This window comes from Streptomyces sp. NBC_01012, from assembly GCF_045162755.1.
In the GTDB taxonomy this organism is placed as follows: domain Bacteria; phylum Actinomycetota; class Actinomycetes; order Streptomycetales; family Streptomycetaceae; genus Streptomyces.
The window spans coordinates 7,150,641-7,177,025 of sequence record NZ_CP108688.1; the positions used below are offsets into that span (position 1 = coordinate 7,150,641).

The following is a 26,385-nucleotide window of genomic DNA, read 5'->3' on the forward strand; positions in this document are numbered from 1 at the left end:
TGGCTACTCGCTTTTCCTGCCGTGAAGGGACCATCGGATGCCGTCGGCCGACCGCCGTCTACAGCCACGTCGCAAGCCCCGCCAGGTGCGCGCCGAGCTCACCCGTGAGCGCATCCTCACGGCGGCTGCTCACGTTTTCGCCGAGTACGGCTATGCCGCCGGCACCACCAACCGCATCGCGGAACGCGCCCGGATCTCCATCGGTTCGCTGTACCAGTACTTCCCGAACAAGGACGCCGTTCTCGCCGAACTGCTGGTGCGGCACATCGACCGTGGCACATGGATGCAGGCGGACCGGCTCGATCTGTCCGCCGGGAGCCTGGAGGCGATGGTGCGGGCACTGGTCCGCGATGCGATCGACAACCACCGTGACGATCCGCAGCTGCTGCGGATCATGTTCGAGGAGGCGCCGCTCTCGCAGGAACTGCTCGACACGATCGACCGGCACCAGAAGAACCGTGTCGGCCAGGTGCGTGACCTCCTCGCCCGGCACCCGGACGTCGGCGTACGGGACCTCGACACCGCGGCCGAGCTCATCGTCTTCACCGTCGAGGTGAACACGCACAAGCTGATGGCCGACCCGCGCACCATTCCCGTCGAGACCTTCGAGAACGAACTGGTCGGCATGGTCACGCGGTACCTGCGCGGCGATCAGTGACCCCTTCTCTCCTCGGTCAGGCGTCCTCCTCCCGACGGGCGGTGAAGGCGCCGGCGCCGGCCGCCAGCACCGCCGCCTCGGCTGCCTGTTCCGGGAGCCGCGGGTCGGGATCGGCACGCAGGAGCATCAGCTGGTGGTAGAGCGGCGCCGTGGCGGCGATCAGCAGGCTCCGGGCATCCGTGCCTCGCGTCGGGAGTTCACCGCGCTCGACGGCGCGGTCCACCAGGACCTCGCACTGGGCGTACCGGTCCGCCCACAGCTGTGTCTGCGCCCGCGCGGCCTGTTCGGAGTGGAACGAGGCGGCCATCAGGGCGACGGCGAATGACGGCCGTACGACCAGGGACTGCTGGATCTCCTCGTTGAGGGCCGTCAGGTCGCCGCGCAGGGAGCCGGTGTCCGGCGGTCGCCAGTCGGTCTCGCCGGCCGCGTCGATGACGTCGACGAGCAGGCCGCCCACATCGCGCCAACGCCGGTAGACCGTGGCGCGGTGCACTCCGGCGCGGGTCGCGACAGCCTCCACCGTGAGTCCTTCGTGGCCGCCTTCGGTGAGTTCGGCGCGCACCGCGTCGAGGACCTGGGCGCGGACGCGGGCGGTCCGGCCGCCGGGGCGGCGGTCGGGCTTCGGGGCCGTCGGCTGTGTCATCGGCAATCCCATATCCGGTTGATCGACATGCTTCCGCTGTGCAAGCATCTTAAAGATACAACTGTCGCACTAGTGCTCCGTCCGAGAGGAACCGTCTTCACGATGCAGCCCGTTCCCGCCGACCCCACCGTGCTCCACCCGATGTCCGAGCACCCGCGCGTCGTCCTGCTCAAGCCGCTGGTGCGCTCGCCCCTGATCGAGGTCGGTGACTACTCGTACTACGACGATCCGGACGACCCGACGGCCTTCGAGACGCGCAACGTCCTGTACCACTACGGGCCCGAGCGGCTCGTCATCGGCAAGTACTGTGCGCTGGGCACCGGCACGCGGTTCATCATGAACGGCGCCAACCACCGCATGGACGGACCGTCCACCTTCCCCTTCCCCACCATGGGCGGCTCCTGGGCCGAGCACTTCGACCTGATCACCGGACTGCCCGACCGGGGCGACACCGTCGTCGGCAACGACGTCTGGTTCGGGCACGGCGCCACGGTCATGCCCGGCGTACGGATCGGTCACGGCGCGATCATCGCCGCAGGCGCCGTGGTCACCGGCGACGTCCCCGACTACGGCATCGTCGGCGGCAACCCCGCCCAGCTCATCCGCACCCGCTACGACGCGGCGGACGTCGCCAGGCTCCTCGCCGTCGCGTGGTGGGACTGGCCCGTGCGGCACATCACCGCGAACGTACGGACGATCATGTCGGGGAGCGTCACCGACCTGGAGGAGGCCGCCGTGCGCACCGGACGACCCTGACGCCGTGTCCCGCCCCCATGAGCCCTGCACCCCCGCCCGCCGCGCCGGAAACGAGTGATCGCCCATGTCTCCTCGCCGCTCCCACATCGCGATGGTCGGCGTCCCGATCGTCAGCCATGTCCTGCCCAGCCTCGCGGTCATCCGTGAGCTGGTGGCCCGCGGGCACCGGGTCACCTACGCCAACGACCCCTTCGTGGCCGACCGGATCGAGTCCTCCGGCGCGGAACTCCTGCCCGTCAGCTCCTCGTTGCCCGTCGTCGACAACGACTGGCCCTCCGATCCCATCGCCGCGGCGAGCCTCTTCCTCGACGACGCCGTCCGGACGCTCCCGCTGCTGCGCGCGGCCTACGACGACGATCCGGCCGACCTGTACCTCTACGACATCGGCGCCTACGCCGCACGCGCACTCGCCGAGGCACAGGGACGTCCCCTCCTTCAGTTGTCCCCGACGTTCGTCGGCTGGGACGGCTACGAGCAGGAGGTCGCGGCGCAGCTGCGGAAGCTGCCGGGCGCCGATGCCTACCAGGAGAGGTTCGCGCGTTGGCTCGCGGAGTGCGGGGCGACGACCACGGACGTGGACGCCTTCTCCGGACCGCCGGCCCGTGCCCTCGCCCTGATCCCACGGGCGATGCAGCCGAACGCCGATCGGGTCGACACCGGCACGGTGACCTTCGTCGGCCCCTGCTACGACACCCGAGCGGTCACCGGCGACTGGACCCGCCCGGCGGGTGCGGACCGCGTGCTGCTGATCTCGCTCGGTTCGGCGTACACCCACCGGCCCGACTTCTACCGCCGGTGCATCGCCGCCTTCGGTGACCTGCCCGGCTGGCACGTCGTGCTCCAGATCGGCAGGTACACCGACCCCGGAGAGCTCGGCGACGTCCCGTCCGGCGTCGAGGTGCGCTCCTGGGTCCCGCAGCGGGCGATCCTGGAACAGGCCGACGCCTTCGTCACCCATGCCGGGATGGGCGGCTGCGGAGAAGGGCTCCTGGCGGGCGTTCCGATGATCGCGGTGCCGCAGGGAGCCGAGCAGTTCATGAACGCCGACCGGCTCGTCGAACTCGGCGTCGCCCGCCGTGTGGACACCGCCGACGCCACACCCGAGACCCTGCGCACGGCACTGCTCGACCTGGTGACGGACACGGACCGCGCCGCCCGCTCCGAGCGGTTGCGGGCCGCTGCCCGGGCCGAGGGCGGCACCGCGCGCGCCGTCGGCCTCATCGAGGACATGCTGGCAGCGGCCGAGCCGCCCACGGGCTGAACGACCGCTGCCCCGCCGCCGGCCCGGAGCCGTCCCCGCTCACGGCTTCCGGGCGAGTACGTACGCCTGCTGACCTTGCCGGGGCCTGTCCTGTTCCTTCGGCTCGGTGATCAGCCGGGCGTCCACCGCCAGGCCGGCCCGGCCCAGCAGCTCGGCGATGCGGTCGGGAGACATCCAGTAGACGTCGAGGGAGAGCTCGTGCCCGTACGCGTTCTCCAGGTGCTTGAGCCTGTCACCCGCCTTGAACGCCATCAGCAGATGGCCGCCAGGGGCCAGCACCCGGTGGAACTCCGCGAACACGACCGGCAGCAGCTCCCAGGGCGTGTGCACGATCGAGTACCAGGCGACGACGCCGCCGAGACTGCCGTCCGCCAGGTCCAGATCGGTCATCGTCCCTTCGTCGAAGCGCAGCTCCGGATGCCGGCGCCGGGCGACCGCGACCGTCGCGGGGGACAGGTCGACGCCGAACGCGCCCACCCCGAGGGACTGCAGATGCGCCGTCACATGGCCGGGCCCGCAGCCGAGGTCGGCGACGGGTCCGGCGTCCAGGGACCGGGTGAGCCGGGCGAACGTGCTCATCATCGCGCGGCCGTGCAGGTCGTCCTCGAACGCCGGGGGTACGCGCTCGGCGTAGCTCACGGCCACGGTGTCGTACGCCTTCCGGGTCGCGCGCAGGGAGTCGGGCTCATGCTCGTGCGGTTCGTGCATGCCCGGGGACCCTAGCGCCCCCTGTACTCAGGATCCGCCCTGGGGTACGCCGTTGAAGAAGTCGATGAATCCGAACGGTGCGCGGTCGCCGAGGCAGAGGTCGAGGATCTCGTGCGCGTCCGCGTAGAAGGCCTTGCCGCGCGCGAACATCGCCTCCTCGTAGGCCGTGAGTGCCGCTTCGATGTCGTCGGGGCGGGCGGCGACGGCCTTGCCGAGCTCGGCGCCGTCGAACATCGCCAGGTTCGCACCGTCACCCGAGGGCGGCATCAGGTGCGCGGCGTCGCCGATGAGCGTGACCCCGGGCACGCGGTTCCACCGGTGCCCGTCCGGGAGTGTGTGGAGCCTGCGCGCCACCGGAGCGGTCTCGCCGTCCGTGATCAGCGCGGTGAGCTCCGGGGCCCAGCCATCGAACTCGGCCGCGATCCGGGCGCTCGCCGCGGCCCCGTCGGTGAAGTCGATGGCGTCGAACCACTCGGCCGGGCGGTTCAGCTCCACATAGGTGTGGAGGATGCCGCCCGCCTCGCGGTGCGCGACGATCCCCTTCCCCGGGGTCAGGGCGTACATGGCGCCCTTGTCGACGGCCGCCGCGGTCGCGGGGTGCCGGTTGTCCACGTCGTAGAGGTATGTCTCGACGAACGTCGTGCCGACATAGGCGGGTACGGCGTCCGAGAGCAGGGGCCTGACCTTTGACCAGGCCCCGTCGGCGCCGACGAGGAGGCCGGTGGTCACGGTCGAGCCGTCGGAGAAGGCCAGTTCGTGCCGGCCGTCACCGAGTGGCCGGACGCCGCTGACCTTGCGCCCCCACTGGACCGTGCCCTCGGGCAGGGAGTCGAGCAGGATCCGGCGCAGGTCTCCTCGCAGCACCTCGGGGCGCGCCATCGAGTCGTCGCCGGGGATGTCGAGGAGCAGCGCGCCGTGCTCGTCGAGCACGCGTGCCGCGTCGGCGCCCTCATGGATGATCGCGTGGAACGCGTCGGTGAGGCCGGCGTCCGCGAGCGCGCGCTGTCCGTCGTCCTCGTGGATGTCGAGCTGGCCGCCCTGGGTGCGGGACTCGGGCGAGGGGTCGGACTCGTAGACCGTGGCGGAGATGCCGTGGACATGGAGGACGCGCGCGAGGGTGAGGCCGCCCAGGCCGGCGCCGACGATCGTGATCGGTGCAGTCATCGTGGATTCCTTTCCGAACCTGATGGAGACGTTGATCGGAACGTGATCGGTGCGTGATCGGTACGTTGATTGGAACACTGTTCCACGGCTCCATGTTGGAACGACGTTCCAGGCGTGTCAAACTGGTGGACATGGCGACCAGGACACAGCGGACCGATCGGCGGACGGACGCGCTCTCGAAGGAGCGCATCGTCGAGGCCGCGATCGAGATCCTCGACACCGGCGGTGAGGGCGCTCTGACCTTCCGCGCGCTCGCCGCGAGCCTGGCCACGGGCAGCGGGGCGATCTACTGGCACGTGGCCAACAAGGACGAACTGCTCGTGGCGGCCACCAACGACGTCATCGCCCGTGTCGTGACGGAGGTCCCCGATGGCTCGGATCCCCGGGAGACGATCCGGGCCCTCGCCCTGGGGGTCTTCGACGCGATCGACGTGCACCCGTGGGTGGGGGCCCAGCTCTCCCGGGCCACGTGGACGGTCGCGATGCCGCAGATCTTCGAGGGCATGGGCAGCCGGCTCCAGGCGCTCGGGGTCCCCGCGCAGGCGCAGTTCCACGCCACATCGGCGCTCGTGAGCTACACCCTCGGCGTCGCCGGGCAGAACGCCGCGAACGCCCGCCTGTACCCGCCGGGCACCGACCGGGAGGCCGTTCTCGGCTCCGCCGCCGCGCAGTGGGCGCGGCTCGACCCCGAGCGGTACCCGTTCGTGCACCAGATCGCGGCGCAGCTGCCCGAACATGACGACCGCGAGCAGTTCCTGGCCGGCATCGACCTCATCCTGGCCGGTGTCGAGTCCACCCTGCGGTAGGAGCTTGTACGGCTGTGCCACGCCGCACTAGCGTGCTGATGTGGATCTCTTCCCGCACACCTGGAACGCATTGCGCACGGCGGTCGCCGGGCTCTCCGACGAGGACTTCACGCGGCCGTCCGGCTGCGCCGGGTGGCTCGTACGGGACCTGGTGTGCCATCTGGTCATCGACGCCCAGGACGTCCTGATCACCCTGGCGACACCCGCCGATACGGAGCCGACCCGCGACGCGGCGACCTACTGGGAGGTCACCGGGACGCCGCCGAGCGGTGACGACCCGCTCGACGCGCTGACCGTCCGTCTCGCCGCCGCGTACGAGGAGCCCTGGCTGCTGAAGTTCCACCTGGACGACGTGGGGTCCGCCGCCGGCCGCGCGGCAGGACTCGCCCGTCCCGGCCTCAGGGTCGCCACGCGCGACCAGGTCCTGACGGTCGACGACTACCTGACCGCGTACGTCCTGGAGTGGACGCTGCACCACCTCGATCTGGTCGCGCGCCTCCCCGATGCCCCGCAAGCCCCCGAGGAAGGACTCCGCCGCTCCCGTCTGCTGCTGGAGGAGATCGCCGGGGCGCCCTTCCCCGCCTCACTCCCGGACAAGGACGCACTGCTGGTCGGCACCGGACGGCGCCGCCCGGACGACACGGAGAGGGCGGAACTGGGCGAACTGGCCGCGCGACTCCCGTTCGTCCTCGGGTGACCGTCCGACCGTCCCCCTCGGCCGGCCGTCAAGGTGATGGCGGAATCCGTGAACCCGCTGTCCCGGCCGCCCGCAGCCGCATGTCGTGGCCGACCGGACGGGCCTCCCGCGCCTGGGGTACGTACAGGAACTCCGCGTGCGGAGCATGGGACGTCCCCGCCACGACGAGCGTGTGGCTTCCCGGCCGGAGCCCGTCGACGCGATACCGGCCCGACCGTACGGGTCCTGCCGCGACCCTCTTCCCTCGTGCGTCGATCACGGTGAGCCATCCCGCGCATCCGGCGGGGTGTGCGGCGCACCGGACGACACCGGTGACCGTCACCCCTCCGTGCGAGGCGGCCGGAGCGACAGGGGTGCCGCTGTGCACGGTGAGCCCGCACCGTTCCGCGTACCCGGCGAGCGTCTCGTCGAGTGCGGCCAGCTCCCGCAGCGCCGTACGGATCCGCGATGCCCGGGGCCCCGGCGGCGCCTGATCGAGGTCCGCCCTCAGCTCCCGTACCAGCGGGCTCACCCGGTGCCAGGCACCCTCGGGCTCACCCGTGGTCAGCGAGCGGTCCAGGGTGTGCAGGGAACGGCTGAGCGTCGTGGTGATACGGGCGAACCGTTCGGCGGACCTCGGGGCCAGGTCGATGTCGATGTCGGCGGCCGCGGCGAGGGCGCGTGCATGGCCCGTCGCCGTGGTGAGCAGCGCGGTGCGGTTCTCCGCGTCGCGCCCCCGCAGACCGCGCGGCATCCGGACCAGCGGTCGCGCCAGGCTCACGACCTCGAACAGGGCGGAGTCCACCGCGCGGGCGGCCCCGCGCAGCCGGACGGGTGCCTCGGGGTCCTCCCAGCGCAGGGCGAGCTGCGAGACCAGGTTGTCCACGGTGGACACATAGCCGCGCTCCGCCTCCCGCGTGATCCTGCGGCCGGACAGCGGGAAGATCAGTGCGGCACACACCGTCGCGACGAGTATCCCGAGGCCGTTGTCCAGCAGCCGCTCGCCGAGCAGATGGTCCATGCCTCCGTAGGCCGTCGTCAGCCCGTACAACTGCACCAGGGCGACGACGAGCCCGACGACCCAGAGCGCGTACGCACGCTGCATCCCCCAGGCCCCGAGGGTGAGGCCCGCCACGATGACCGTGAGCGTCCCGTAGACATGGCCGTGGCCCACGAGACGGAGCAGGACGATGCCGATCACCGCGCCGACGACGGTACCCGCCATGCGGTGGCCGAACTTGCGCAGGCGCTCGTGCGTCGTGTTCGTGCCGAAGAGGGTGATCATCACGCCGACCAGACCCCAGTAGAAGCGCTGCGGGTCGATCGCGTCGGTGATGGGGCAGACGATCGCCGCGGCGATCCCCGCGTGCAGCGGTGCGCGTACGAACGGGACGGCGCGCCGCCAGCTCTTCTCCGTCCGCGAGGCGAGCAGGCGCTTCGTCGCGGCGGCCGACCCGGCGGGACGGTCGCGCTCCAGGGCAACCGTCGGCTGGAAGGGGACCCGGGCGGGGGACCCGGGGGAGTCCCAGCCCAGTGCGAGCCAGTGGGAGAGCGAGCCGGCCAGGGAGTCGAGGAGCTGGGCCACGCGGCAGGCCGGCTCGACGGTCTCCGCCTGTCCGTCGCCCGCCACGGATGCGCCGAGCACGAGGTGGGCCTGACGGCGGATGCGTTCGGCGGCCGGGCGCAGGCCCTGGGCACTGCCGAGCGGGGTGTCCCGCGCGATGACGAGGGCGACGGCCACCGCCTCGCGCAGCTGCGGTGACGCGTCGAGGCGGGCCAGGTCCTGCACGGCCCGGCCGATGCCGCGCAGGGCCAGCTCGGCGTCGAAGAGGTGGCGGTGCAGCAGCTCGGCCATGCCGGGGTCGGCGGCGACCTCGGGCCGGGCGAGCCGGCCGTCGATGGTGACGGTGGTGACGTTGAGGTGGTGCAGGGCGCGCGTCATACGGCGCACGGCCCGCTCCCGGTCGGCGTCGGGGTCCAGGGTCTCGACGGCCGCGTCGGCCACCCGGCGCGCTTCCACGACGAAGGCGCGCTGGGTGCGCAGCAGGTCCTCACGCGGCATCGGGTAGCAGAACACCAGCCGTGTCGCGAGCACCGCGGCGGCGGACACCAGGGCCACGACGAAGGCCTTGCCCGACATGGACACGGGGATGTCCGCCATCATGCCGACCATCAGGCCGTTGAACAGCATCATGCCTGTGAGCAGGGACAGTTGCCCGAACCTGGCGAGGAGGAAGGTCAGCGCGAGCGCCGCGACCATCAGGCTGATCTCCAGCCCGCGGTCATCGTGCAGCTCGGCCGCCAGCCACAGGACGGCGGCGTAGGGGAACGGCATCCACAGGATGGCTCGGCCGAGCCGCTGCCAGGTGTTCTCGGCGACGGCGAAGGCGCTCATCAGGCCCATCATCCCGCCGACCATCATGCCGATCATGGCCGGGACGTCCAGGGCGCGCGCCATTCCGTAGCCGACCGCGAGCGAGGTCACCATCGCGACGAGCGTGCGCCATCCCGCCTGGAGCTGGCCGAGGCCGGGGTCCGCCGCGAGTATCCAGTCCCAGCGGCGCCGTGGCCCGCCCACCCGGTGCGGTGCGACGGCACGCGCGGGACCTGTCGCGGGTGCGGGGCTCGTGGGGGGAGGTGCGGAGGGCGCGCGTTCCGGCGCCGTGTCCGACGGCGCGGTACCTGGGCTGATCAACTGGGCTCCGAATCCATCGCGTCGAGCAAGGTGGTGAGGGCGTTACGGGCGGCGCTCACGGCGCGCTCGGAGTCGTCGACGCCTGCGTCGAGACCGCGCAGCAGGGCCGCGGCCATGCGTCGGCGCCCACGCTCGAACAGCTCCCGGCCGGCCGGGGTGAGGGAGGCCTCCACGACGCGCCGGTCGGCGGCGCGGCGCTCCCGCGTGGCCAGGCCGCGGTCTTCGAGGCTTTGCAGGACCACGGTCACGCGGGGCTGCGCCATGCCTGTGTACGCGGCGAGCGCGGTCACCCGCCGGGGGCCGTCCTCCAGGGCGTCGAGCACGGCCACCTGGCTGCGGCTGAGCCCGAAATCACCGGTGCGGAAGAGCGTCTGCGAGAGCCGCCCGATGCCTCTGAGGAGACCCCGGGCGGCGGCTTCGATGCGCTGCTCGTCGGTGGGGCCCGCCGGGGACGGCGATTGATGCATATGGCAATTATATAGATGTCAAGAGTCGGCGCGGAACCATGCACGGGCAAAATGCCCGGACGGTGCCGGACCGGCCCCTACTGCCGGTGCAGCGCGCGCACCAGCGCCTCGACACCCTGGACCGCCTTGGACCGCGGGCAACCCACGTTGAGCCGGACCAGCCCGGGGGAGCCGTACGCCGCTCCCGGCATGATGGCCACCTTCTCCACCTCGACGAGCTCGCGCTGCAGCCGGTCGTCGTCCACGCCGAGCGGCCGCAGGTCGATCCAGGCGAGGTACCCCGCCTGCGGGGGCTCCCAGCCGAGCTGCGGGAACTCCGTGCGGAGCCGGTCCGCGACCATCGCGAGGTTGCCCGCGAGATACGCACGCAGTGCGTCCAGCCAGGGCGCGCCCTCCCTGTACGCGGCGATGTGGCCGACCAGCGACAGCACGGCGGGGGAGGAGAGACCGTCGGCCTCCTTGAGCTGTCTCAGATAGGCGTCGCGCGAGGCAGGATCACCGATGATCCCGTAACTGCCGGTCAGGGCCGGGATGTTGAACGACTTGGACGCCGAGGTGATCATGGCCCACCGGCCCTCGCCGCCGTGCCGGGACCAGGGGCGGTGGACGTGCGGCGCATAGGCCAGGTCGGAATGGATCTCATCGCTGATGACGGCCACGCCGTGCCGGGCACACAGCCGCGTCATCGAGTCCAGCTCGTCCGCGGACCAGACCCGGCCCGTCGGGTTGTGCGGAGAGCACAGCAGCAGCACGGACGTGTCCGGCAGCGCCAGGAGCCGCTCCAGCTCCGCCGGGTCGTCGATCGGGCACTCCAGGAGCCGGCGCCCGTTGGCCGCCACGGTCTTGGGGAACGCGTCGTACATGGGGGTGTGGGTGACCACACCGTCACCGGGGCGCGACCACAGCCGGAGCAGCTGCGACAACTGGTAGACGACGGAGGGTGCGTAGACGACCGACCCGGGGTCGACGGCCGTCCCGTGCCGTGTCGCGTACCAGTGGACGATCGCGGAGAGGAAGTCGTCCTGCCGCCACCGCGAATAGCCGAGCACACCGTGGTCAAGACGGCCGCGCAGCGCGGCCAGGATCTCCGGCGCCGTCTCGAAGTCCATGTCGGAGATCGTGAACGGCAGCAGATCCGGCACACCGAAGCGGTCCTCGACGTAGTCCCACTGAGTGCACCATGTGCCGTGCCGGTCCACCACGGTGTCGAAGCCGTACGGATCCGGGCCTGACGGATCCTGGCCGTGCCGGTCCCGGCCGGACGGATCCCGGCCGGACGGTGAGGTGAAAGGGGCGGTCATGGTCAGCCCACCGGGATCATGGTGGCGATGGCGTCCTTCACCGACTGGACCTGCGGCCCGATGATGACCTGCACGGTGTGACCGTCGAGCTTGATCACACCGATGGCGCCCAGCTTCTTCAGCCGCGCCTCGTCCACCTGCTCGGCGTCCTCCACGGTCATACGCAGGCGGGTGATGCAGTTGTCCAGCGACCGGATGTTGTCGCCGCCGCCGATCGCGTCGAGGATGGCGACGGCGTCGTACTTCCCCGCGACCAGCTCACGGGCGGGCTCCGCCGCCGAGGCGGGCCCGGCGCCCTCTTCCTCCTTCTCCTCGGGTTCCGCCTCGCGGCCAGGGGTCTTGAGGTCGAAACGGTTGATCGCCCAGCGGAACAGGAAGTAGTACACGGCGAACCACACCGCCGCGATCACCGGCACCAGATACCACTTGGTCGTCGACCCCTGAAGGACACCGAAGACCAGCCAGTCGATGACGTTGCCGTCCGTGTTCCCGATGAAGACCCCGAGCAGGGCCGCCGTGAGGAAGCCGAGCCCGACCAGGACCGCGTGGATGGCGTACAGCCACGGTGCGACGAACAGGAACAGGAACTCCAGCGGCTCCGTGATCCCGCCGACCACGCAGGCCACCACGCCCGACACCAGCAGGGCCTTGATCTCCGGGCGCATCTTCCTGTTCGCGCAGTGGTACATCGCGAGAGCCGCGCCCGGCAGGCCGCCCAGATAGGCCGCCATCTTGCCCTGGGAGAGGAAGTGCGTCGCGTCGGTGACGGCGCTGCTCGGGGCGCCCGCGCAGTCCAGGTGCGCGTAGAACATGTTCAGGGCCCCGGAGACGTTGTCCCCGCAGACGGCACCCGAGCCGCCGACGTCGGTGAACCGGAACATCGCCACCAGGATGTGGTGCAGCCCGATCGGCCGCAGCAGCACCTCACCCATGCCGAAGAAGAACGGCCCGAACACACCGGTGTGCCCGATGCCGCGACCGACGGCGGTGATCCAGCCGTTGAAGGTCGGCCACACCAGCGGGATGAGCAGACCGAGCACGCTCAGGACGAGAGCGGAGATGATCGGGACGAAGCGCAGCCCGCCGAAGAAGGCCAGCGCGTCAGGCATCCGCTGCGTACGAAAGCGCTGGTGGAGGAGGCTGACAACGATGCCAACGGCTACCGCTCCGAGCAGTCCCGTATCGATGGACTGCACCCCGAGCACATCGGCGATGCCGTAGTGCTCGATCGCGCCCTGGTCCTCGAAGTCGACACCCTTGGCGGTCAGATAGAAGTTCACCGCGAGATTCATGGCGGCGAAGCCGACGAAACCCGAGAACGCGGCCACGCCCTTGTCCTCGCGGGCGAGGCCCAGCGGGATCGCCATCGCGAAGAGGACGGGCAGGAAGGTGAAGGCGACCAGACCCGTGTTGGCCATCCAGGTGAAGACGAGGTGGAAGCCCTCGGCCTTCAGGAAGGGGAGGTTGTCGGTGACGGCCTCGCTGGAGAGCGAGGAGCCGATGCCCAGCATGATGCCGCAGAACGCGAGCAGGGCCACGGGGAGCATGAACGTCTTGCCGAGCCCCTGGAGGAATTCCCAGAGTGCGGCCTTGGTCTTCTGCATATGTACGGAACTTTCGAGCCTGGGGGACGGACCCGGGCGCTCGCCGTGGCGATGCGGGGACCCACGGGTGATCGCGCGGCGGAAGGTGGGGCCGTTCCGCCGCACCGGATCACATCACAGCCGGTCGACGGCTGTCCATGGAGGCAGGGACGCCGGCCCGCCGGGCGCGGACCGCCCCGCTGCCGCACGCCGTGGGCACGCCGTGACGTACGCCACCTGTCCGGATCCGCCTCGGGTGTTTGCCGACACGTTGCCGGGTAAGGGGCCCATTGATCACCGGTGCTGACCATCCGGTGGATAGGGTGCACAAACTACCGACTCAGGAGGTTCGATGTCCTCGAAGCGACGTCGCAAGAAGAAGGCCCGCCGCAAGAACGGCGCGAACCACGGCAGCCGTCCCCAGACCTGAGGACGCGCCGACAGGACCGGGAGGTGGCAGATGCCGCCTCCCGGACGCGTTTCCGGCCCAGGCCGGCGCGTCGAGCTCATGGGCGCATGCGTCCGTCATGTCGCGGCAGTACGGCGTTCACCCGGCCGCCCCATGATGCGGAGGCACTCGACCGACGACATGTCTCGACCTGAACCGGTGACTGACCTCATGCAGAAACGAACCACTGCCACTGCTCTGGCGCTTGCCGCATCCGTGCTGCTGACGGCGGCCCTGCCCGCACAGGCAAAGGCCGGCTCACCCGGCTTCTACGGTACGAAGACCACGTACGCCCCGCAGCAGGACCTCCGGACGTACGAGCAGGCACCCGAGGGGTTCGCCCCCGTGTTCACCGAGACGGTCTCCCGCCACGGCTCCCGCGCGGCCTCCGACAGCGAGGACGGCGACCTGATCCTGGCCCTGTGGGAGAAGGCCAGGAGCGAGGGTCAACTCACCCGCACCGGTGAGGGGTTCGGCAGCGAGGTCAGGTCGCTGCTCGCCGCCATGGACAGGATCGGGTACGGACAGCTCGGCGGCCGGGGCGAGCGCGAGATGCGGGACACCGCCGCCCGGCTGCGGCAGCGGCTCCCCGGCCTCTTCTCGAAGATCGTGGACGATTCCGAACGGATCGACGTCGTCGACTCGGGCAAGGACCGCGCGGTCGACAGCGGCACGCTCTTCGCCGAGGCCCTGGCCGAGGGCGACCCGGCCGTCGGGCCGCTCATCTCTCCGGCCAGGACCGACCCCGACCTGCTTTACTTCCACAAGTCGGCCGGCGGCGAGGAGTACCGGGACTACGTCGAGAACGACGAACGACTCGCGGCCACTCTCGACGCGATCATCGAGCAGCCCGCCACGCACACCGCCGCCCGTGGCGTCCTGAAGAAGATCTTCAAGCCTGCCTTCGTCAAGCGGGTCTCGGCGGGCGAGTTCGCCTCCATCGGTACCGAGGTGGAGGCCGCGCAGGCCGTCCACGCCCTCTACGCCATCGCGCCCGCCATGGCGGACGAGGGCGCGTGGAACATGAAGCGCTACATCGCACCCCGTGACGCGCGGTGGTTCGCCTACCTCGGCGACGCGGAGGACTTCTACGAGAAGGGGCCGGGCTTCACCGGCAGCGACATCACGTACAAGATGGCGGGCGTGCTCCTGGACGACTTCTTCGAGAAGATCGAGGCGAAGCGCGCCGGAACCAGCGATGTGGGCGCGGAGCTGCGCTTCACGCATGCCGAGGAGATCATCCCGCTGGCGGCGCTGATGGGGTTGCCCGGCAGCACGAAGCAGGTCTCACCGGCCAGGCCGTTCACCTACGCCGGCAACCCATGGCGCGGGTCATCGGTCGCGCCCATGGCCGCGAACATCCAGTGGGACCTGTTCCGCAAGGGGAACCGGTACCTGGTGCGGATGCTTTACAACGAGAAGCAGACCGCTTTCAAGCAGGGCTGCGAGCCGGTGGCGAAGGGCAGTTACTTCTACGATGTCGACGAGCTGGAGCGGTGCTTCGACCGCACCACGCCCTGACTTCGTGTCGGACGCCGTCGGCCGCGTACTCCGGGTGCGTCCCACCGCGGTGGGACGCACCCCCGAGGTCAGGTGAGCAGCTGATTGCGGTGGGACGCACGCCGGGCCGCGGCGAGCAGGGCGTGGATCTGGGGGCCTGCCTGGTCGAGCCGGGCGACGGGCTTGGCGAACGGCAGGCGCACGTCGCGGTGGGTGCCCGGGTACTCGAGGCGCAGCGTCACGCCGTAGCGGTCCATCCCCAGCGGGAGGACGCGCGTCACGCCCTTCTCCGGCTGCGGCTGCACGAGACGCAGGAGCAGGGGGACGAGCTCACCGTGGTCGTCCACGAGGTGCGTCAGCATCGCCGCCTCGCTGGTGGCGATGGGATCGGGGTCGGTCTCCTGGAGCGTGTCCAGCGTGACGAACGAGCGGCCGCCGTGGTCCTCGAAGACCGCCTGGCCGAACTCCATGCAGGTGCTCTCCTCGGCGTCCGTGCTGTACGGGGCCGCCAGCAGCCCGGTCACCGTGACGCGGGCGCGCGTGCGGTCGCGCACGGGGGTCGGCGCGATGTCGGTGAACTCCAGCCGGACGGGGATGCGGGGGCCCGGTTGGGGAGTGCCGGACTCGGACGGTTCGTGCAGGTGGATGTGGCCCATCGCGGCCGTGCCGTCGAGGCGGTGCACCTCGACGGGGTCGAGCCCGTCGCACACCACCGTCATCGAGTGGGCCGCGGTCAGGATGGACAGCACGCGTTCGGCGGGGGTGGGCTGTGTGACGCGGGAGTTGAAAGGACGCATCCAAGTTCTCCAGAGGAGCGGGCGGGGAGACCTCATTACAGCTACTTAGGTATGCCTAACCTAACCCATCATGCGGAGATCGGGTAGCACCGCGTCGCACCCGACGGGTGCGGGAATGGACGGACGGGCCGTCATCGGCGCGTCCTTCGCGCCCCGTTCCCTGCCGGGGGCCCGTGCTGTGACGCGTTGCCGGGACTTGATGGACTGGGCGGATGAAGATTCTCTCGCCCCGTGTCCTGCGGACTCTGGAACGATTCAACGCCGCATATCCCTGGGACCACAACGCCCACTACCACCCGTGGATCCTTCGGCAGCTGCCAAGACGCTTCGGCAGCGCCCTGGACGCCGGCGCGGGGAGCGGTGATCTGGCGAGGCACCTGGCGGGACGTGGGACGGCCGTGACGGCGATCGACTCCGATCCGGTGATCACCGTCCGGGCTCGGGAGCTGACCCCCGCCACGCTGCCTGTGACCTTCACCGTCGCGGAGCTGCCGAACGGGTTCCCGGCCGGCTCCTACGACGTCATCACCTGCGTCGCCACGATCCACCATCTGCCCTTCACCGCGGCGCTCACCGCGTTCCGGCGCGGTCTGGCTCCCGGGGGGACCTTGGTCGTCCTCGGGCTGTACCGCGCACGGACCCCCGTCGATCACCTTCTCGGCGCGGTCGCCGTTCCTGCCAACGCCGCGACGGGCTGGCTGAAGAACAGGGGCCGCCCCTCCGCCCGGCCCGTCTCCATGACGGCCCGTACCCGCACCGAGGAGATGACCTTCGACGAGATCGTGAGGGCGGCCGGTGACGTACTCCCCGGCGCGAGACTGCGGCGACGGCTGTTCTGGCGCTACTCGCTGGTCTGGCGGTCACCGGCCGGCCGTTGATCTCACGACCGGGTCCGCTGCCCGCCGGAGAGGGCGGGGGAGTCGGCGAGGCCGGCGGAGGTGACGACGTCGGCGTCGGTGGCCGCGCGGACCCGGGCGAGGGTCACGCCGGGCGCGAGTTCGACGACCGTCAGGCTGGGCGGGGTGACGTCGAACACCCCGAGGTCGGTGATGACGCGGTTGACGCACGCCCTGCCCGTGAGCGGAAGCGTGCAGTCGCGCACGATCTTCGGGCCGCCGTCCTTGGCGGTGTGGTCCATCAGCACGATCACCTGCCGGGCACCGTGCACCAGATCCATCGCCCCGCCCATGCCCTTGATCATCTTGCCGGGCACGGTCCAGTTGGCGAGGTCGCCGCCGGTCGAGACCTGGAGGCCGCCGAGGATCGCGGTGTCCAGGTGTCCGCCCCGGATCATGCCGAAGGACAGTGCCGAGTCGAAGAACGAGGCGCCCGGCCTCAGCGTGACCGTCTCCTTGCCCGCGTTGATGAGATCCGGATCGATCGCACCGGCGTGGGGGTAGGGGCCGACACCGAGTATCCCGTTCTCGGAGTGCAGGACGACGTCGACGCCGTCCGGGATGTGGTTGGGCACCAGCGTGGGCAGGCCGATACCGAGGTTGACGTAGGAGCCGTCGGTCAGTTCGGCCGCGGCACGGGCTGCCATGTCGTCACGGTTCCAGGGCATCAGCGCACCGTCACTTTCTCGACCGACTTGTCCGCTGCCTGCTCGGGGGTGAGCGGCAGCACCCGCTGGACGAAGACACCGGGCAGGTGCACCTCGTCCGGATGCAGCGTGCCGTCGACCAGTTCTTCGACCTCCGCGACGGTGACGCCGCCGGCCATCGCGGCCAGAGGGTTGAAGTTGCGCGCGGAGCGGTGGAAGACGAGGTTGCCGTACCGGTCACCCCGTACGGCGCGCACCAGTGCGAAGTCCGTGGTGACCGACTCCTCCAGCACATAGGTGCGGTCCCCGAAGGCGCGCTGCTCCTTGGGCGGAGAGGCCACCGCCACCGTGCCCTCGGCGGTGTACCTCCACGGCAGGCCACCGTCCGCGACCTGCGTGCCGACGCCTGCGGGTGTGTAGAACGCAGGGATGCCGCAGCCGCCGGCACGGAGCCGTTCCGACAGCGTGCCCTGAGGGATCAGCTCCACCTCCAGTTCACCGCCCAGGTACTGGCGGGCGAACTCCTTGTTCTCACCGACGTACGAGGCCGTCACCCGGCTGATCCGGCCGTCGGCGAGCAGGACACCCAGGCCGTGGCCGTCGGTGCCACAGTTGTTGGACACCACCCGCAGCCCGTCCGCACCGCTCTCGTGCAGGGCGCCCAGCAGCGCCGTGGGAATGCCGCACAGGCCGAAGCCGCCGACCGCGAGCGAGGCGCCGCCGCCGATGTCGGCCACCGCCTCCCGCGCACTGGCGATCACCTTGTCCATGTCCTCAGCCCTCCAGCCCGGCGTCGGGGCCGGCGACGATCCGGCCCCGGACCTCGCCGAAACCGATGCGGGTACCGTCCGGTCCCGGCGCCGTCGCCGTGATGGTGACCTCGTCACCGTCCTCAAGGAACGTACGGCTGGAACCATCGGGCAGTTCCACGGGCTCCCGGCCGTTCGAGGTGAGCTCCATCAGACAGCCGCGCTCCTGTTCGCCCGGTCCGCTGACCGTTCCCGACGCGTAGAAGTCACCCGTGCGCAGGGAGGCACCATTGACCGTCATGTGCGCCAGCATCTGCGCCGGCGTCCAGTACATCGAGGTGAACGAAGGGCGGGAGACGACCTGGCCGTTGAGCCGGACCTCCAGTGCGAGATCGAGACCCCAGTTCTCGCCGTCACGCAGATACGGCCGTAGTTCCTCGGTGCGATCCGGCGGAGCGGTACGGGCCGCCTCCAGCGCGTCCAGCGGCACGATCCACGGTGACACCGACGTGGCGAACGACTTGGCGAGGAACGGGCCGAGCGGCACGTACTCCCAGGCCTGGAGGTCACGGGCGCTCCAGTCGTTGACCAGACACACGCCGAACACATGGTCGGCGAAGTCGTCGACGCCGACCCGGGTGCCCTGCCGGGACGGGGTGCCGACGACGAAGCCGACCTCGGCCTCGATGTCGAGCCGCAGGGACGGACCGAACGGCGGGTCGCCACCGTCCGCGGGCCTGGTCTGCCCCCACGGCCTGACCACGTCCGTGCCGGAGACCACGAGCGTCCCGGCCCTGCCGTGGTAGCCGATCGGCAGGTGCTTCCACTGCGGGGTCAGCGGTTCCTGACCAGGGCGCAGGATCCGGCCGATGTTCGCCGCGTGGTGCTCGGAGGCGTAGAAGTCGACATAGTCGGCCGGTTCGAACGGCAGGAGCATCCGCACCCGGTCGGCACGGTGCAGCGCGGGTTCCACCGAGTCCCGTCGGCCGGCGTCGGTGAGCAGGTCGATGACGAGCGCGCGGACCTCGCGCCAGCGGGCGCGGCCCTGAGCCAGGAACGCGTTCAGGCTGGGACGTGCGAACGTGCTGTCGTCCAGCGCCCTGGCCAGGTCCAGGACATGGTCGCCGATGGCGACACCGACCCGGGGCGCGCCGCCCTCCGGGGCGAACACACCGTAGGGAAGGGTGTGCGAGGTGAACGGCGAGCCGTCGGGCACCGGGACCCAGCTGGGGGAAGTCATCGCGGAGCAGTCCTTTCAGGGGGCGTCGAGGAGAGTGCGGGCCTCGGACACCGGTGTACTGGTGGAGCAGGAGCCGTAGGAGAGGAACAGGGCGCGGGCGGCGGTTCGCGCCGGTCCGGGCAACGCGCCCAGGGCTTCGGCCAGGACGTCGCCCGAGGTCGTCTCCAGCGCACGCAGCACCGCCGCCGGGTTCACGGGCCCGGTCGCGGCCAGCGCGGCGGCCAGCAGGAGATTCAGATAACCGTGGTGCGTCAACCCGGTCGATCGGTCCCGGTGCCGTACCGCGTGGTGCAGTCCGGCGGTCGCCTTGAACGGGACGCAGGACCGCGCGCACACCGTGACGAAGTGCGCGACCTCGGCGGGGGAGGGGAACAGCTCGGCCCGTACGCCGCCGCAGCGCAGCTTGGCGCCCACGCCGGGTGCGCCGACGTCGGTCACCGCATCGAGCAGGGCGTCGATGTCCGACGGGGAGGCCGGCTCGAGGAACAGCGGCACCCCGGTATCGGCGGTGGCGGCCAGTACGGCGGGTAGCGCCGACGCCGGATCCTCGCCGAACACGGCGAGCGGTGCCTCCACCAGCGCGGTCTCCAGACGGGTGTCGGCGGCCACGGTGGCCAGCGCATCGCCCAGCCTGCCGCCGGGATCGCCCGGCCCGGCGGCGTCCGCGATCAGGCCGAGCCGCAGCCGGTCGTCCGGCCGTAGTTCGGACCGGACCTCCTCCAGCCGTCCGACCGGGACGAGGAACCGCAGGGCGTGCATCGGATGACCGGCGGCCAGGTCCCGGCGGTGCCGGGCCACCGCATCGGCCGGCGGCAGGGCGGTCGGCGGGAACAGACCCGCGTCGTCGACGAGCCCGGCGAGCAGTGTGTTCACGAGGCCGGCCCCCGGCCCGCCCAGGTCCAGGCGTAGCCCGGGTCCTCGGCGGCGAGCGCGCCCTCACCCAGCTCCAGCGGGCGGAAGGTGTCGACCATGACGGCCAGTTCGTCGAAGAACTCGGCGCCGATGGACCGCTCGTAGGCGCCGGGCTGAGGTCCGTGCGCGTGCCCGCCCGGGTGCAGGGAGACGGAACCCTGCCCGATGCCGGAGCCCTTACGGGCCTCGTAGTCGCCCCCGCAGTAGAACATCACCTCGTCGCTGTCCACGTTGGAGTGGTAGTACGGCACCGGGACGGCCAGCGGGTGGTAATCCACCTTGCGGGGGACGAAGTTGCAGATCACGAAGTTGTCGCCCTCGAAGACCTGGTGCGCGGGCGGCGGCTGGTGCACGCGCCCGGTCAGCGGCTCGAAGTCGTGGACGCTGAAGGTGTACGGGTACAGGCAGCCGTCCCAGCCGACCACGTCGAAGGGATGCGTGGCCTGGGTGAAGACGGTGCCCAGCACCTCGCCCCGCGGCCCGCGGTGCTTGACGTACACGTCCACGTCCGTGCCGGTGGCCGACAGCGGTTCGGCGGGGCCGTGCAGGTCGCGCTCGCAGAACGGGGCGTGTTCCAGCAACTGCCCGTTACGGGAGAGGTAGCGGCGGGCCGGCGAGATGTGTGAGTTGGCCTCCATGCAGTACAGCCTCAGAGGCTCGTCGCCTTCGGGCAGCCACCGGTGGGTGGTGGCCCGGGGCAGCAGTACGTAGTCCCCGGCGCGGGCGGTCAGCTTTCCGAACACGGTCTCCACCACGGCCGTACCGGCCTCGACGTATACGCATTCGTCGCCGATGCCGTTGCGGTAGAGCGGCGAGACGGCGCCGGCGACGACGTAGGAGATGCGTACGTCGCCGTTGCCGAGCAGCATCCGTCGCCCGGTCACCGCGTCGGTGTCGCGCCCGTCGTCACCCGGCCACAGCTCGTGCGGCTTCAGATGCCTCGGCTTCAAGGGATGGTTGGCGACCGTCTCCTGGCCGGACAGCCGCCACGGACGGGAGTCCGTGATGGCGGACGGGATCTCGCGGTGGTAGAGCAGCGAGGAGTCGGAGGAGAACCCCTCCTCGCCCATGAGCTCCTCGAAGCGCAGACGGCCCCCCGCGTCACGGTGCTGGGTGTGCCGCTTGGGAGGGATGTCTCCGACACTGCGGTAGTACGGCATGGCTGTTCCTTGCGTCGTGGTGGCGTGACGTCGTCCGGGCGGGTCAGACGCCCGCGGTGGTGCGAGGCCCGAGGGCATCGTCGGGCTGACGTTCCCGGGGGACCTTCAGGAAGGCGAGCATCACGGCGCACACCACGAGACAGGCGATGGGGAAGTACAGGCCGACGGTGACATCGTCCGCCGTGGCGTTCTTGCCGATGATGTACGGGCTGAAGAAACCGCCCAGCGCCGCGATCGAGTTGATGCCCGCCAGGCCGACGGCGGTCTGCTCGCGCGGCAGGATGCGCGCCGCGAGCGCCCAGTACGGCGCCATGTAACCGAGCACGCCGACGGCGACCAGCGACAGACAGACCATCGCGGGCACCGGTTCGTGCCGGAAGGCGATCGTGCCGGCCAGGCCGACCGCACCCAGCAGCATCAGGCCGATGATGTGGAAGCGACGCTCGCCCGTGCGGTCGGAGTTGCGCGCCACCAGCAGCATGGCGACCGCGCCCACCAGGTAGGGGATGGTGCCGAGCAGCCCGATGTTGGTGGCCGAGTACGACGGATCGAGCTGCTGGACGATCTTCGGCAGGAAGAAGGAGAAACCGTACAGACCGCACGCGGCGAAGAAGTTGGCGAACGCGAGGTAGAGCACCCTGCCGCTCTTCATCGCCCGCAGCTGGTCGCGGACGGTCTCCTTGCGGGCCGAGCCCGCCGTGTACTCCTTGTCGATCTCCTTCTGCAGCCAGCGGCTCTCGTCCGACGTCAGGAACCGGGCGTCGGACGGCCGGTCAGGCAGCCAGATCAGCGTGACCAGGCCGATCAGCACCGCGGGCGCGCCCTGGAGGATGAACACCCAGCGCCAGCCGCTCATCCCCAGCCAGTCGACGTGGTCGAGGATCCACCCGCCGGTCATGGAACCGAGGATCATCGCGACCGGCTGCGCCAGCGCCAGCAGTGCGATGGCACGGCCCCGCTCCCGGCCGCGGTACCAGAACGTCAGGTACAGCAGGAGACCGGGGAAGAGCCCGGCCTCCGCGATACCCAGGGCGATGCGCGCGACGTACAGATGGGTGACGGTGTGGACGAAGCCGGTGACCGCCGTGACCAGACCCCAGCTGATGGCGATCCTGGCCAGCCACAGACGGGCCCCGACCTTCTTCAGCATCATGTTGCTGGGAATCTCCAGCAACACGTAGGCCAGGAAGAAGATCGCGGCGACCGCGCCGAACGTGGCCGTGGTGATGCCCAGTTCGTGCTCTATGCCCAGCTGGGCATAGCTGATGTTGGACCGGTCCATGTAGTTGAACACGTACAACAGGCCCACGATGGGGAAGATCCGGTACGAGACCTTCCGGGTGACTCTGCTGCCCAGGGCGGTGTCCTCGGCGTTGAGGTGCGCTCCCATGACTGCTCCTGAGGGGATTGAGGGGAGGGGGAGAGGGTCAGCGTCCGCGGGCCGCGTTACGGCCTGCGAGGCGCCCCATGGTGAGGGCGTTGGCGATGGCGTTGCCGCCCCCGACGTAGCGCATGCCGAGAACTCCGCCCCCGGCCTCACCCGCGGCGAACAGCCCGGGCACGGTCGTACCGGTGCGGTCCAGGACGGCGGCGTCCCGGTCGATCTCCAGACCGGTATGGGTGCACACCAGCTCGGTGGGCAGCACCCGGGCGGCGTGGAACGGTGCGGCGGCCAGGGGCTCGGGTGCCTGCGGGGAACCCTTCGCGGCGAGCGACTCCTCGCGCAGGAAGTCCGGGTCCTGCCCGGTCGTGGCGAGGCCGGCGTTCCACCGCGCGACCGTGGCGGTCAGCGCGTCGGCCGGTACGTCCATGGCGGCGGCCAGTTCACCCAGGGAGCCGGCGCTCAGCAGCCGCCCGGCGCGCACCTCGTCGGCGATGCGCTCGGGCGTCCAGTCCGCGTACCCGGCCGGCAGCCCCAGCCTGGCCTTCTCGTCGAACACCGCCCACACGGGACCGTCCTGGGCGAGGATGATGCCGCTGGAGACGGCGTACGAGGCGTCCTCGTCCATGAAGCGCCGCCCGGCACCGTTGACGTACACCCGGGACTTCGGCGGGAACCCGGCCTGCCAGTGGTGGTACCGCTGGAAGTAGGCGGTCGGCAGCATCAAGCCCCAGCCCTGCCCGGTGAGCGCGCTGCCGGTCTGCTCCGCGAAACCCAGGTGGTCGCCGCGGCTGCCCGGGGCGGCCACCACGAACAGCGCCTCGCCCGCGGCGCGCGCCTGCGGGTAGTGACGGTCGAGCAGCTCCGGACTGCGGGCGAAGCCACCGCTGGCCACGACCACCGCACCGGCCCGGACCTCGATGCCGTCGGCGACCACACCGGTGACCCGGCCCTCCTCGAACAGCAGTCGCTCCACCCGGGTGTCGAGGACGGCCTCGACACCGCGCTCGCGCCGTGCCCGGTCGAGCACCTGCACCAGGCCGTAGCCCTGGTCGCGTGGCACATGTCCGCGCCAGACGTCCTCCACTCCGGCCCGGCACAGGCCCGGGGTGTGCGCGTCGGGCGACACGGCGGCCGGGACGTCCAGGCCCAGGCCCAGCATCCACTCCAGGGTGGGACCCGCGGCGGCACAGAACGCCCGGATCAGACCCGGCTTGAGCTGCCACTGGTTGAGGTCCATGTAGTGCTGGAAGTGACGCTCGGCGGTGTCCTCCACGTCCAGGCCGCGCTGCACACTGGTCCCGGCCGCGGTGAACATGCCCGCGGACAGCTGGGTGGAGCCGCCCAGCTCGCGTTCGGACTCGAAGAGCGCGACCTGTGCGCCGTCCTCGGCGGCGGCCACCGCCGCGGCCAGGCCCGCCCCGCCGCCGCCCACCACGATCACGTCGAGCGCGTCGAAGTCGGTCATCACAGTGCTCCTTCGGCGTCGTCGAGGATGCGGTGGTACAGCCCGTTGGAGACCAGGCCGCCGTCGAGGGTCAGCTCGCCGCCGGTCATGTAGGAGCTGCGGTCGGACAGCAGGAACAGCACCGCGTCGGTGACCTCGTCCACCTCGCCGAGCCGTCCGGCGGGGACGCTGCGCAGCGCCGACTCCACGAAGGTGTCCGACCCGGCGAGCAGTCCGGTGCCGACCAGCCCCGGATGCAGGGAGTTGACCCGGATCCGCCAGGCGGCCAGCTCACCGGCCGCGGACTTGGACAGCCCGGTCAGACCCCACTTGCTCGCCGAGTACGAGGGCGAGAAGTAGCCGATCTGTCCGGAGATCGAGGAGATGTTGACGATGGAACCGCCGCCGCTGTCGCGCATGAGGGGCGCGACGGCCTGCATGCCGTGGAACGGGCCGTGGAGATTGATCCGCAGGACCCGGTCCCACACCTCTTCCGTGGTGTCCATGAACCGCAGCCTGCGGGAGACACCCGCGTTGTTGACCAGCCCGTCCAGACGGCCGTCGGCGCTCCGTACGGCGTCCACGACCGCGCGCCAGCCGGCCGGGTCCGTGACGTCCAGGGTGTGCGCGGTGGCCCGGCCGCCCGCCTCGGTGATCTCCCGCACCAGGGGTGCGCAGTCGGCGATGTCGGCGAGGTGCACATGGCTGCCGCGGCGGGCCAGGGCGCGGGCGTGCTCGGCGCCCATCCCGGCCGCGGCCCCCGTGATCAGCACGACCGACGGGTAGCGCACCGTCTCGCGGTGCCCGCCGGACAGGTCGGCCGCCGGCGCGGGAGTCAGCGGGTTCGCCTCCGGGCCTGCCGGAGTCGGCTCAGACATGGCGGGAGCCACCGTCCACCGCGATGCCGTGCCCGGTCACGTAGCGGGCGCTGTCGGAGAGCAGGAACAGCAGCACGCCCAGCACCTCCTGCGGCGAACCGAGGCGGTGCAGCGGCACACTGTCCAGCGCGTGCTTCAGCGCGGCCGGGTCCTCCCGCACCCACCGGGTCATCTCGGTGTCGATGTAACCGGGCGCGATCGAGTTGACCCGCAGCCCCTGGTCACCGAGTTCCACGGCCAGCGACTCGGTCAGATGGGCCACCGACGCCTTGGACGCGCAGTACGCGGCCCGCCCCTTGCGCACCCGGACCGCGGACACCGACGACATGTTGACGATCGCGCCGCCGGGCAGCATGTGCCGTGCGGCGGCCTGCGAACCGAACAGCACGCCCTGCACGTTGACCTTCAGTACGGCGTCGATCTGCTCGGGCGGGATGTCCCCCACGAAGGCGTGCGGAAAGATGCCGGCGTTGTTGATCCAGTGGTCCAGGCGGCCGAACTCGCTGTGCGCGAGCCGGGCCAGCTCCTCGTGCGCCGCCGCATCGACGACGTCCACGGAGGCCGGGACGACCCGTCCACGGGTCGAGTCCAGGGGCAGCACGTCCTGCTGTGCGTTGATCTCCCCCGCGGTCGCCTTCATCGCGTCGAGGTCGATGTCAGCGGCGATGACGTTCACCCCGCGCAGTGCCAGGCCCTCGCTGAAGACGGCGCCCATGCCCCGGGCGGCGCCGGTGACGACAGCGGTGGTGCCGGCCAGTTCGGGATACACGGCGGTGGGCTGCCTGCCGACCACACGTCCAGGCCCTTCGGCGCCGGTGACCTGCGGGTATGCGGTGTTGTCGCTCATCGGTGGTTCCGTTTTCCTTCGTCGTTGAAGAGTGCTCGTCGAGATGCGGTGGGGGATGCGGGAACGCGGTCCCGGCATCGGCGACGGTCAGGAGGAGGTGGTCCGCAGGGTCGTGAAGGGGATCAGGACGGTGTGTCGCCGCCCGTGTCGTCCCGGCGCACCACGCGGGAGGCGACTCGCCAGCGATCCCCGTCACGGACGACCTGATCGGTGAGGGTGGTGAACCGCTCGATGCGGGGCGTGCCACCCCGGGGTGTCGCGACGATCTGCAGGTACGCCGCCACCCGTAGCCCTGCGTCCCCGTCGTCGCCGGTCACGGCCACGTTCCCGACCACGTGCCGTCGCACCGTGCCCTCGGCGGCACAGCCCGCGGCGAACCGCTCGGCGAACGAGGTCAGCGCGGCCGTGCCGGTCACCGGCTCCGGGTAGGTGGGGGAGTCGAAGGTGCCGTCCGCGGTGAAGGTGTCGGCCCATTCCGAGGCGAGGCCTCCGTCGATGAGATGGCTCTGGAGGTGATAGAGCTGCTGGATTCCGGCCAGTTGGACACTGACGGGAAGCGCGGGCGTGCTGGGGTCCATGCGGGCGTCCCTTCGGCTCGTGCCCCGCTCCGGCGGTTGTCCCGAGATCCGGAGGGGAGCTTGCCGCACGGCGAGTGAGCGTGCGATAATCGCACTCACTGTGCGAATAATGCGAGCATAGGCAACGTGGCTGAAACCCGTCAAGGGATGGATTCATGAACACACCACCGACCCGGTCGGTCCCCGC

Annotated in this window: 26 protein-coding genes; 8 read left to right on the top strand and 18 right to left on the bottom strand. The window is 70.9% G+C overall.

Features of this window, described 5'->3' with window-relative positions; all coding sequences use genetic code 11:
* Positions 1-37: 37 nt before the first annotated feature.
* The gene (locus OG623_RS31895) at positions 38-658 is read left to right on the top strand and encodes a TetR/AcrR family transcriptional regulator (RefSeq protein WP_406151065.1); all 621 of its coding nucleotides are present in this window, start codon (positions 38-40) and stop codon (positions 656-658) included.
* A 16-nt stretch (positions 659-674) separates the two neighbouring features.
* On the opposite strand, the gene OG623_RS31900 is transcribed toward OG623_RS31895, so the two are convergent.
* Entirely contained in the window at positions 675-1,301 is a 627-nt protein-coding gene (locus OG623_RS31900) for a TetR/AcrR family transcriptional regulator (protein WP_406151066.1), read from the bottom strand.
* Between the two features lie 102 nt (positions 1,302-1,403).
* Here OG623_RS31900 and OG623_RS31905 point away from each other — a divergent pair, with 102 nt between their 5' ends.
* On the top strand, positions 1,404-2,057 hold the full coding sequence (locus OG623_RS31905) for a CatB-related O-acetyltransferase (protein ID WP_406151067.1): 654 nt from the start codon (positions 1,404-1,406) through the stop codon (positions 2,055-2,057).
* Between the two features lie 64 nt (positions 2,058-2,121).
* The gene (locus tag OG623_RS31910; protein ID WP_406151068.1) at positions 2,122-3,318 is read left to right on the top strand and encodes a macrolide family glycosyltransferase; all 1,197 of its coding nucleotides are present in this window, start codon (positions 2,122-2,124) and stop codon (positions 3,316-3,318) included.
* A 39-nt stretch (positions 3,319-3,357) separates the two neighbouring features.
* Here OG623_RS31910 and OG623_RS31915 read toward each other — a convergent pair whose 3' ends face one another.
* Complete coding sequence (locus tag OG623_RS31915; RefSeq protein ID WP_406151069.1) at positions 3,358-4,026, bottom strand: class I SAM-dependent methyltransferase; 669 nt, start codon at positions 4,024-4,026, stop codon at positions 3,358-3,360.
* A gap of 27 nt (positions 4,027-4,053) precedes the next feature.
* Positions 4,054-5,190, bottom strand: coding sequence for an FAD-dependent oxidoreductase (locus OG623_RS31920; protein WP_406151070.1), 1,137 nt, complete (start codon positions 5,188-5,190; stop codon positions 4,054-4,056).
* Positions 5,191-5,321: 131 nt separating this feature from the next.
* Here OG623_RS31920 and OG623_RS31925 point away from each other — a divergent pair, with 131 nt between their 5' ends.
* Together OG623_RS31925 and OG623_RS31930 are read left to right on the top strand one after the other, a co-directional pair.
* Positions 5,322-5,996, top strand: coding sequence for a TetR/AcrR family transcriptional regulator (locus tag OG623_RS31925; RefSeq protein ID WP_406151071.1), 675 nt, complete (start codon positions 5,322-5,324; stop codon positions 5,994-5,996).
* 40 nt (positions 5,997-6,036) lie between these two features.
* Positions 6,037-6,693 (top strand): maleylpyruvate isomerase N-terminal domain-containing protein, encoded by a 657-nt coding sequence (locus tag OG623_RS31930; protein ID WP_406151072.1) that lies wholly within the window; start codon positions 6,037-6,039, stop codon positions 6,691-6,693.
* A gap of 28 nt (positions 6,694-6,721) precedes the next feature.
* Here OG623_RS31930 and OG623_RS31935 read toward each other — a convergent pair whose 3' ends face one another.
* From OG623_RS31935 to malX, 4 genes are all read right to left on the bottom strand, one after another.
* Positions 6,722-9,367 carry an FUSC family protein gene (locus OG623_RS31935; RefSeq protein ID WP_406151073.1) on the bottom strand — a complete coding sequence of 882 codons (2,646 nt, stop codon included), beginning with the start codon at positions 9,365-9,367 and terminating at the stop codon, positions 6,722-6,724.
* Positions 9,364-9,834: a MarR family winged helix-turn-helix transcriptional regulator gene (locus OG623_RS31940; RefSeq protein ID WP_406151074.1), complete on the bottom strand. Its 471-nt coding sequence runs from the start codon at positions 9,832-9,834 to the stop codon at positions 9,364-9,366. Before OG623_RS31940 ends, OG623_RS31935 begins: the two co-directional genes overlap by 4 nt.
* A 77-nt stretch (positions 9,835-9,911) precedes the next feature.
* Entirely contained in the window at positions 9,912-11,135 is a 1,224-nt protein-coding gene (locus OG623_RS31945) for a MalY/PatB family protein (RefSeq protein WP_406151075.1), read from the bottom strand.
* A 2-nt stretch (positions 11,136-11,137) separates the two neighbouring features.
* Positions 11,138-12,739: a maltose/glucose-specific PTS transporter subunit IIBC gene (gene malX / locus OG623_RS31950; RefSeq protein ID WP_406151076.1), complete on the bottom strand. Its 1,602-nt coding sequence runs from the start codon at positions 12,737-12,739 to the stop codon at positions 11,138-11,140.
* Between the two features lie 331 nt (positions 12,740-13,070).
* Here malX and OG623_RS31955 point away from each other — a divergent pair, with 331 nt between their 5' ends.
* Entirely contained in the window at positions 13,071-13,148 is a 78-nt protein-coding gene (locus OG623_RS31955; protein ID WP_371604899.1) for a 50S ribosomal protein bL37, read from the top strand.
* Positions 13,149-13,337: 189 nt separating this feature from the next.
* The gene (locus OG623_RS31960; protein ID WP_406151077.1) at positions 13,338-14,687 is read left to right on the top strand and encodes a histidine-type phosphatase; all 1,350 of its coding nucleotides are present in this window, start codon (positions 13,338-13,340) and stop codon (positions 14,685-14,687) included.
* Positions 14,688-14,755: 68 nt separating this feature from the next.
* Here OG623_RS31960 and OG623_RS31965 read toward each other — a convergent pair whose 3' ends face one another.
* On the bottom strand, positions 14,756-15,463 hold the full coding sequence (locus tag OG623_RS31965) for a DUF2470 domain-containing protein (protein WP_406151078.1): 708 nt from the start codon (positions 15,461-15,463) through the stop codon (positions 14,756-14,758).
* A 212-nt stretch (positions 15,464-15,675) separates the two neighbouring features.
* On the opposite strand from OG623_RS31965, the gene OG623_RS31970 reads away from it, so the two are divergent.
* The gene (locus OG623_RS31970) at positions 15,676-16,341 is read left to right on the top strand and encodes a class I SAM-dependent methyltransferase (protein WP_406151079.1); all 666 of its coding nucleotides are present in this window, start codon (positions 15,676-15,678) and stop codon (positions 16,339-16,341) included.
* A 2-nt stretch (positions 16,342-16,343) separates the two neighbouring features.
* Here OG623_RS31970 and OG623_RS31975 read toward each other — a convergent pair whose 3' ends face one another.
* From OG623_RS31975 to OG623_RS32020, 10 genes are all read right to left on the bottom strand, one after another.
* Positions 16,344-17,027: a 3-oxoacid CoA-transferase subunit B gene (locus OG623_RS31975; protein ID WP_406151080.1), complete on the bottom strand. Its 684-nt coding sequence runs from the start codon at positions 17,025-17,027 to the stop codon at positions 16,344-16,346.
* Positions 17,027-17,776: a CoA transferase subunit A gene (locus OG623_RS31980; protein WP_406151081.1), complete on the bottom strand. Its 750-nt coding sequence runs from the start codon at positions 17,774-17,776 to the stop codon at positions 17,027-17,029. Before OG623_RS31980 ends, OG623_RS31975 begins: the two co-directional genes overlap by 1 nt.
* Before the next feature lie 4 nt (positions 17,777-17,780).
* Positions 17,781-18,995 carry a fumarylacetoacetase gene (gene fahA, locus OG623_RS31985; protein WP_406151082.1) on the bottom strand — a complete coding sequence of 405 codons (1,215 nt, stop codon included), beginning with the start codon at positions 18,993-18,995 and terminating at the stop codon, positions 17,781-17,783.
* A gap of 15 nt (positions 18,996-19,010) precedes the next feature.
* Entirely contained in the window at positions 19,011-19,868 is an 858-nt protein-coding gene (locus OG623_RS31990; RefSeq protein WP_406151083.1) for a hypothetical protein, read from the bottom strand.
* Positions 19,865-21,067: a homogentisate 1,2-dioxygenase gene (locus OG623_RS31995; RefSeq protein WP_406151084.1), complete on the bottom strand. Its 1,203-nt coding sequence runs from the start codon at positions 21,065-21,067 to the stop codon at positions 19,865-19,867. Before OG623_RS31995 ends, OG623_RS31990 begins: the two co-directional genes overlap by 4 nt.
* 43 nt (positions 21,068-21,110) lie before the next feature.
* Entirely contained in the window at positions 21,111-22,457 is a 1,347-nt protein-coding gene (locus OG623_RS32000; protein ID WP_406151085.1) for an MFS transporter, read from the bottom strand.
* Between the two features lie 37 nt (positions 22,458-22,494).
* Positions 22,495-23,916, bottom strand: coding sequence for an FAD-dependent oxidoreductase (locus tag OG623_RS32005; RefSeq protein WP_406151086.1), 1,422 nt, complete (start codon positions 23,914-23,916; stop codon positions 22,495-22,497).
* Positions 23,916-24,686, bottom strand: a complete 771-nt coding sequence (locus OG623_RS32010) for an SDR family NAD(P)-dependent oxidoreductase (RefSeq protein ID WP_406152094.1) — start codon at positions 24,684-24,686, stop codon at positions 23,916-23,918. The genes OG623_RS32005 and OG623_RS32010 overlap by 1 nt, the downstream gene beginning before the upstream one ends.
* A gap of 79 nt (positions 24,687-24,765) precedes the next feature.
* Positions 24,766-25,620 carry an SDR family NAD(P)-dependent oxidoreductase gene (locus tag OG623_RS32015; protein ID WP_406151087.1) on the bottom strand — a complete coding sequence of 285 codons (855 nt, stop codon included), beginning with the start codon at positions 25,618-25,620 and terminating at the stop codon, positions 24,766-24,768.
* A gap of 122 nt (positions 25,621-25,742) precedes the next feature.
* Positions 25,743-26,198, bottom strand: a complete 456-nt coding sequence (locus OG623_RS32020) for a nuclear transport factor 2 family protein (RefSeq protein WP_406151088.1) — start codon at positions 26,196-26,198, stop codon at positions 25,743-25,745.
* Between the last annotated feature and the right edge of the window lie 187 nt (positions 26,199-26,385).

What these genes read in the sequence shown, in the direction of transcription:
- OG623_RS31980 (WP_406151081.1), bottom strand. Translation starts at nt 17,776, where the DNA reads ATGGACAAGGTGATCGCCAGTGCGCGGGAGGCGGTGGCCGACATCGGC.
- OG623_RS31895 (WP_406151065.1), top strand. Translation starts at nt 38, where the DNA reads ATGCCGTCGGCCGACCGCCGTCTACAGCCACGTCGCAAGCCCCGCCAG.
- OG623_RS32005 (WP_406151086.1), bottom strand. Translation starts at nt 23,916, where the DNA reads ATGACCGACTTCGACGCGCTCGACGTGATCGTGGTGGGCGGCGGCGGG.
- OG623_RS31900 (WP_406151066.1), bottom strand. Translation starts at nt 1,301, where the DNA reads ATGACACAGCCGACGGCCCCGAAGCCCGACCGCCGCCCCGGCGGCCGG.
- OG623_RS31925 (WP_406151071.1), top strand. Translation starts at nt 5,322, where the DNA reads ATGGCGACCAGGACACAGCGGACCGATCGGCGGACGGACGCGCTCTCG.
- fahA (WP_406151082.1), bottom strand. Translation starts at nt 18,995, where the DNA reads ATGACTTCCCCCAGCTGGGTCCCGGTGCCCGACGGCTCGCCGTTCACC.
- OG623_RS32020 (WP_406151088.1), bottom strand. Translation starts at nt 26,198, where the DNA reads ATGGACCCCAGCACGCCCGCGCTTCCCGTCAGTGTCCAACTGGCCGGA.
- OG623_RS31915 (WP_406151069.1), bottom strand. Translation starts at nt 4,026, where the DNA reads ATGCACGAACCGCACGAGCATGAGCCCGACTCCCTGCGCGCGACCCGG.
- OG623_RS31920 (WP_406151070.1), bottom strand. Translation starts at nt 5,190, where the DNA reads ATGACTGCACCGATCACGATCGTCGGCGCCGGCCTGGGCGGCCTCACC.
- OG623_RS31945 (WP_406151075.1), bottom strand. Translation starts at nt 11,135, where the DNA reads ATGACCGCCCCTTTCACCTCACCGTCCGGCCGGGATCCGTCCGGCCGG.
- OG623_RS31910 (WP_406151068.1), top strand. Translation starts at nt 2,122, where the DNA reads ATGTCTCCTCGCCGCTCCCACATCGCGATGGTCGGCGTCCCGATCGTC.
- OG623_RS32000 (WP_406151085.1), bottom strand. Translation starts at nt 22,457, where the DNA reads ATGGGAGCGCACCTCAACGCCGAGGACACCGCCCTGGGCAGCAGAGTC.
- malX (WP_406151076.1), bottom strand. Translation starts at nt 12,739, where the DNA reads ATGCAGAAGACCAAGGCCGCACTCTGGGAATTCCTCCAGGGGCTCGGC.
- OG623_RS31905 (WP_406151067.1), top strand. Translation starts at nt 1,404, where the DNA reads ATGCAGCCCGTTCCCGCCGACCCCACCGTGCTCCACCCGATGTCCGAG.
- OG623_RS31965 (WP_406151078.1), bottom strand. Translation starts at nt 15,463, where the DNA reads ATGCGTCCTTTCAACTCCCGCGTCACACAGCCCACCCCCGCCGAACGC.
- OG623_RS31970 (WP_406151079.1), top strand. Translation starts at nt 15,676, where the DNA reads ATGAAGATTCTCTCGCCCCGTGTCCTGCGGACTCTGGAACGATTCAAC.
- OG623_RS31975 (WP_406151080.1), bottom strand. Translation starts at nt 17,027, where the DNA reads ATGCCCTGGAACCGTGACGACATGGCAGCCCGTGCCGCGGCCGAACTG.
- OG623_RS31955 (WP_371604899.1), top strand. Translation starts at nt 13,071, where the DNA reads ATGTCCTCGAAGCGACGTCGCAAGAAGAAGGCCCGCCGCAAGAACGGC.
- OG623_RS31995 (WP_406151084.1), bottom strand. Translation starts at nt 21,067, where the DNA reads ATGCCGTACTACCGCAGTGTCGGAGACATCCCTCCCAAGCGGCACACC.
- OG623_RS31960 (WP_406151077.1), top strand. Translation starts at nt 13,338, where the DNA reads ATGCAGAAACGAACCACTGCCACTGCTCTGGCGCTTGCCGCATCCGTG.
- OG623_RS32015 (WP_406151087.1), bottom strand. Translation starts at nt 25,620, where the DNA reads ATGAGCGACAACACCGCATACCCGCAGGTCACCGGCGCCGAAGGGCCT.
- OG623_RS31940 (WP_406151074.1), bottom strand. Translation starts at nt 9,834, where the DNA reads ATGCATCAATCGCCGTCCCCGGCGGGCCCCACCGACGAGCAGCGCATC.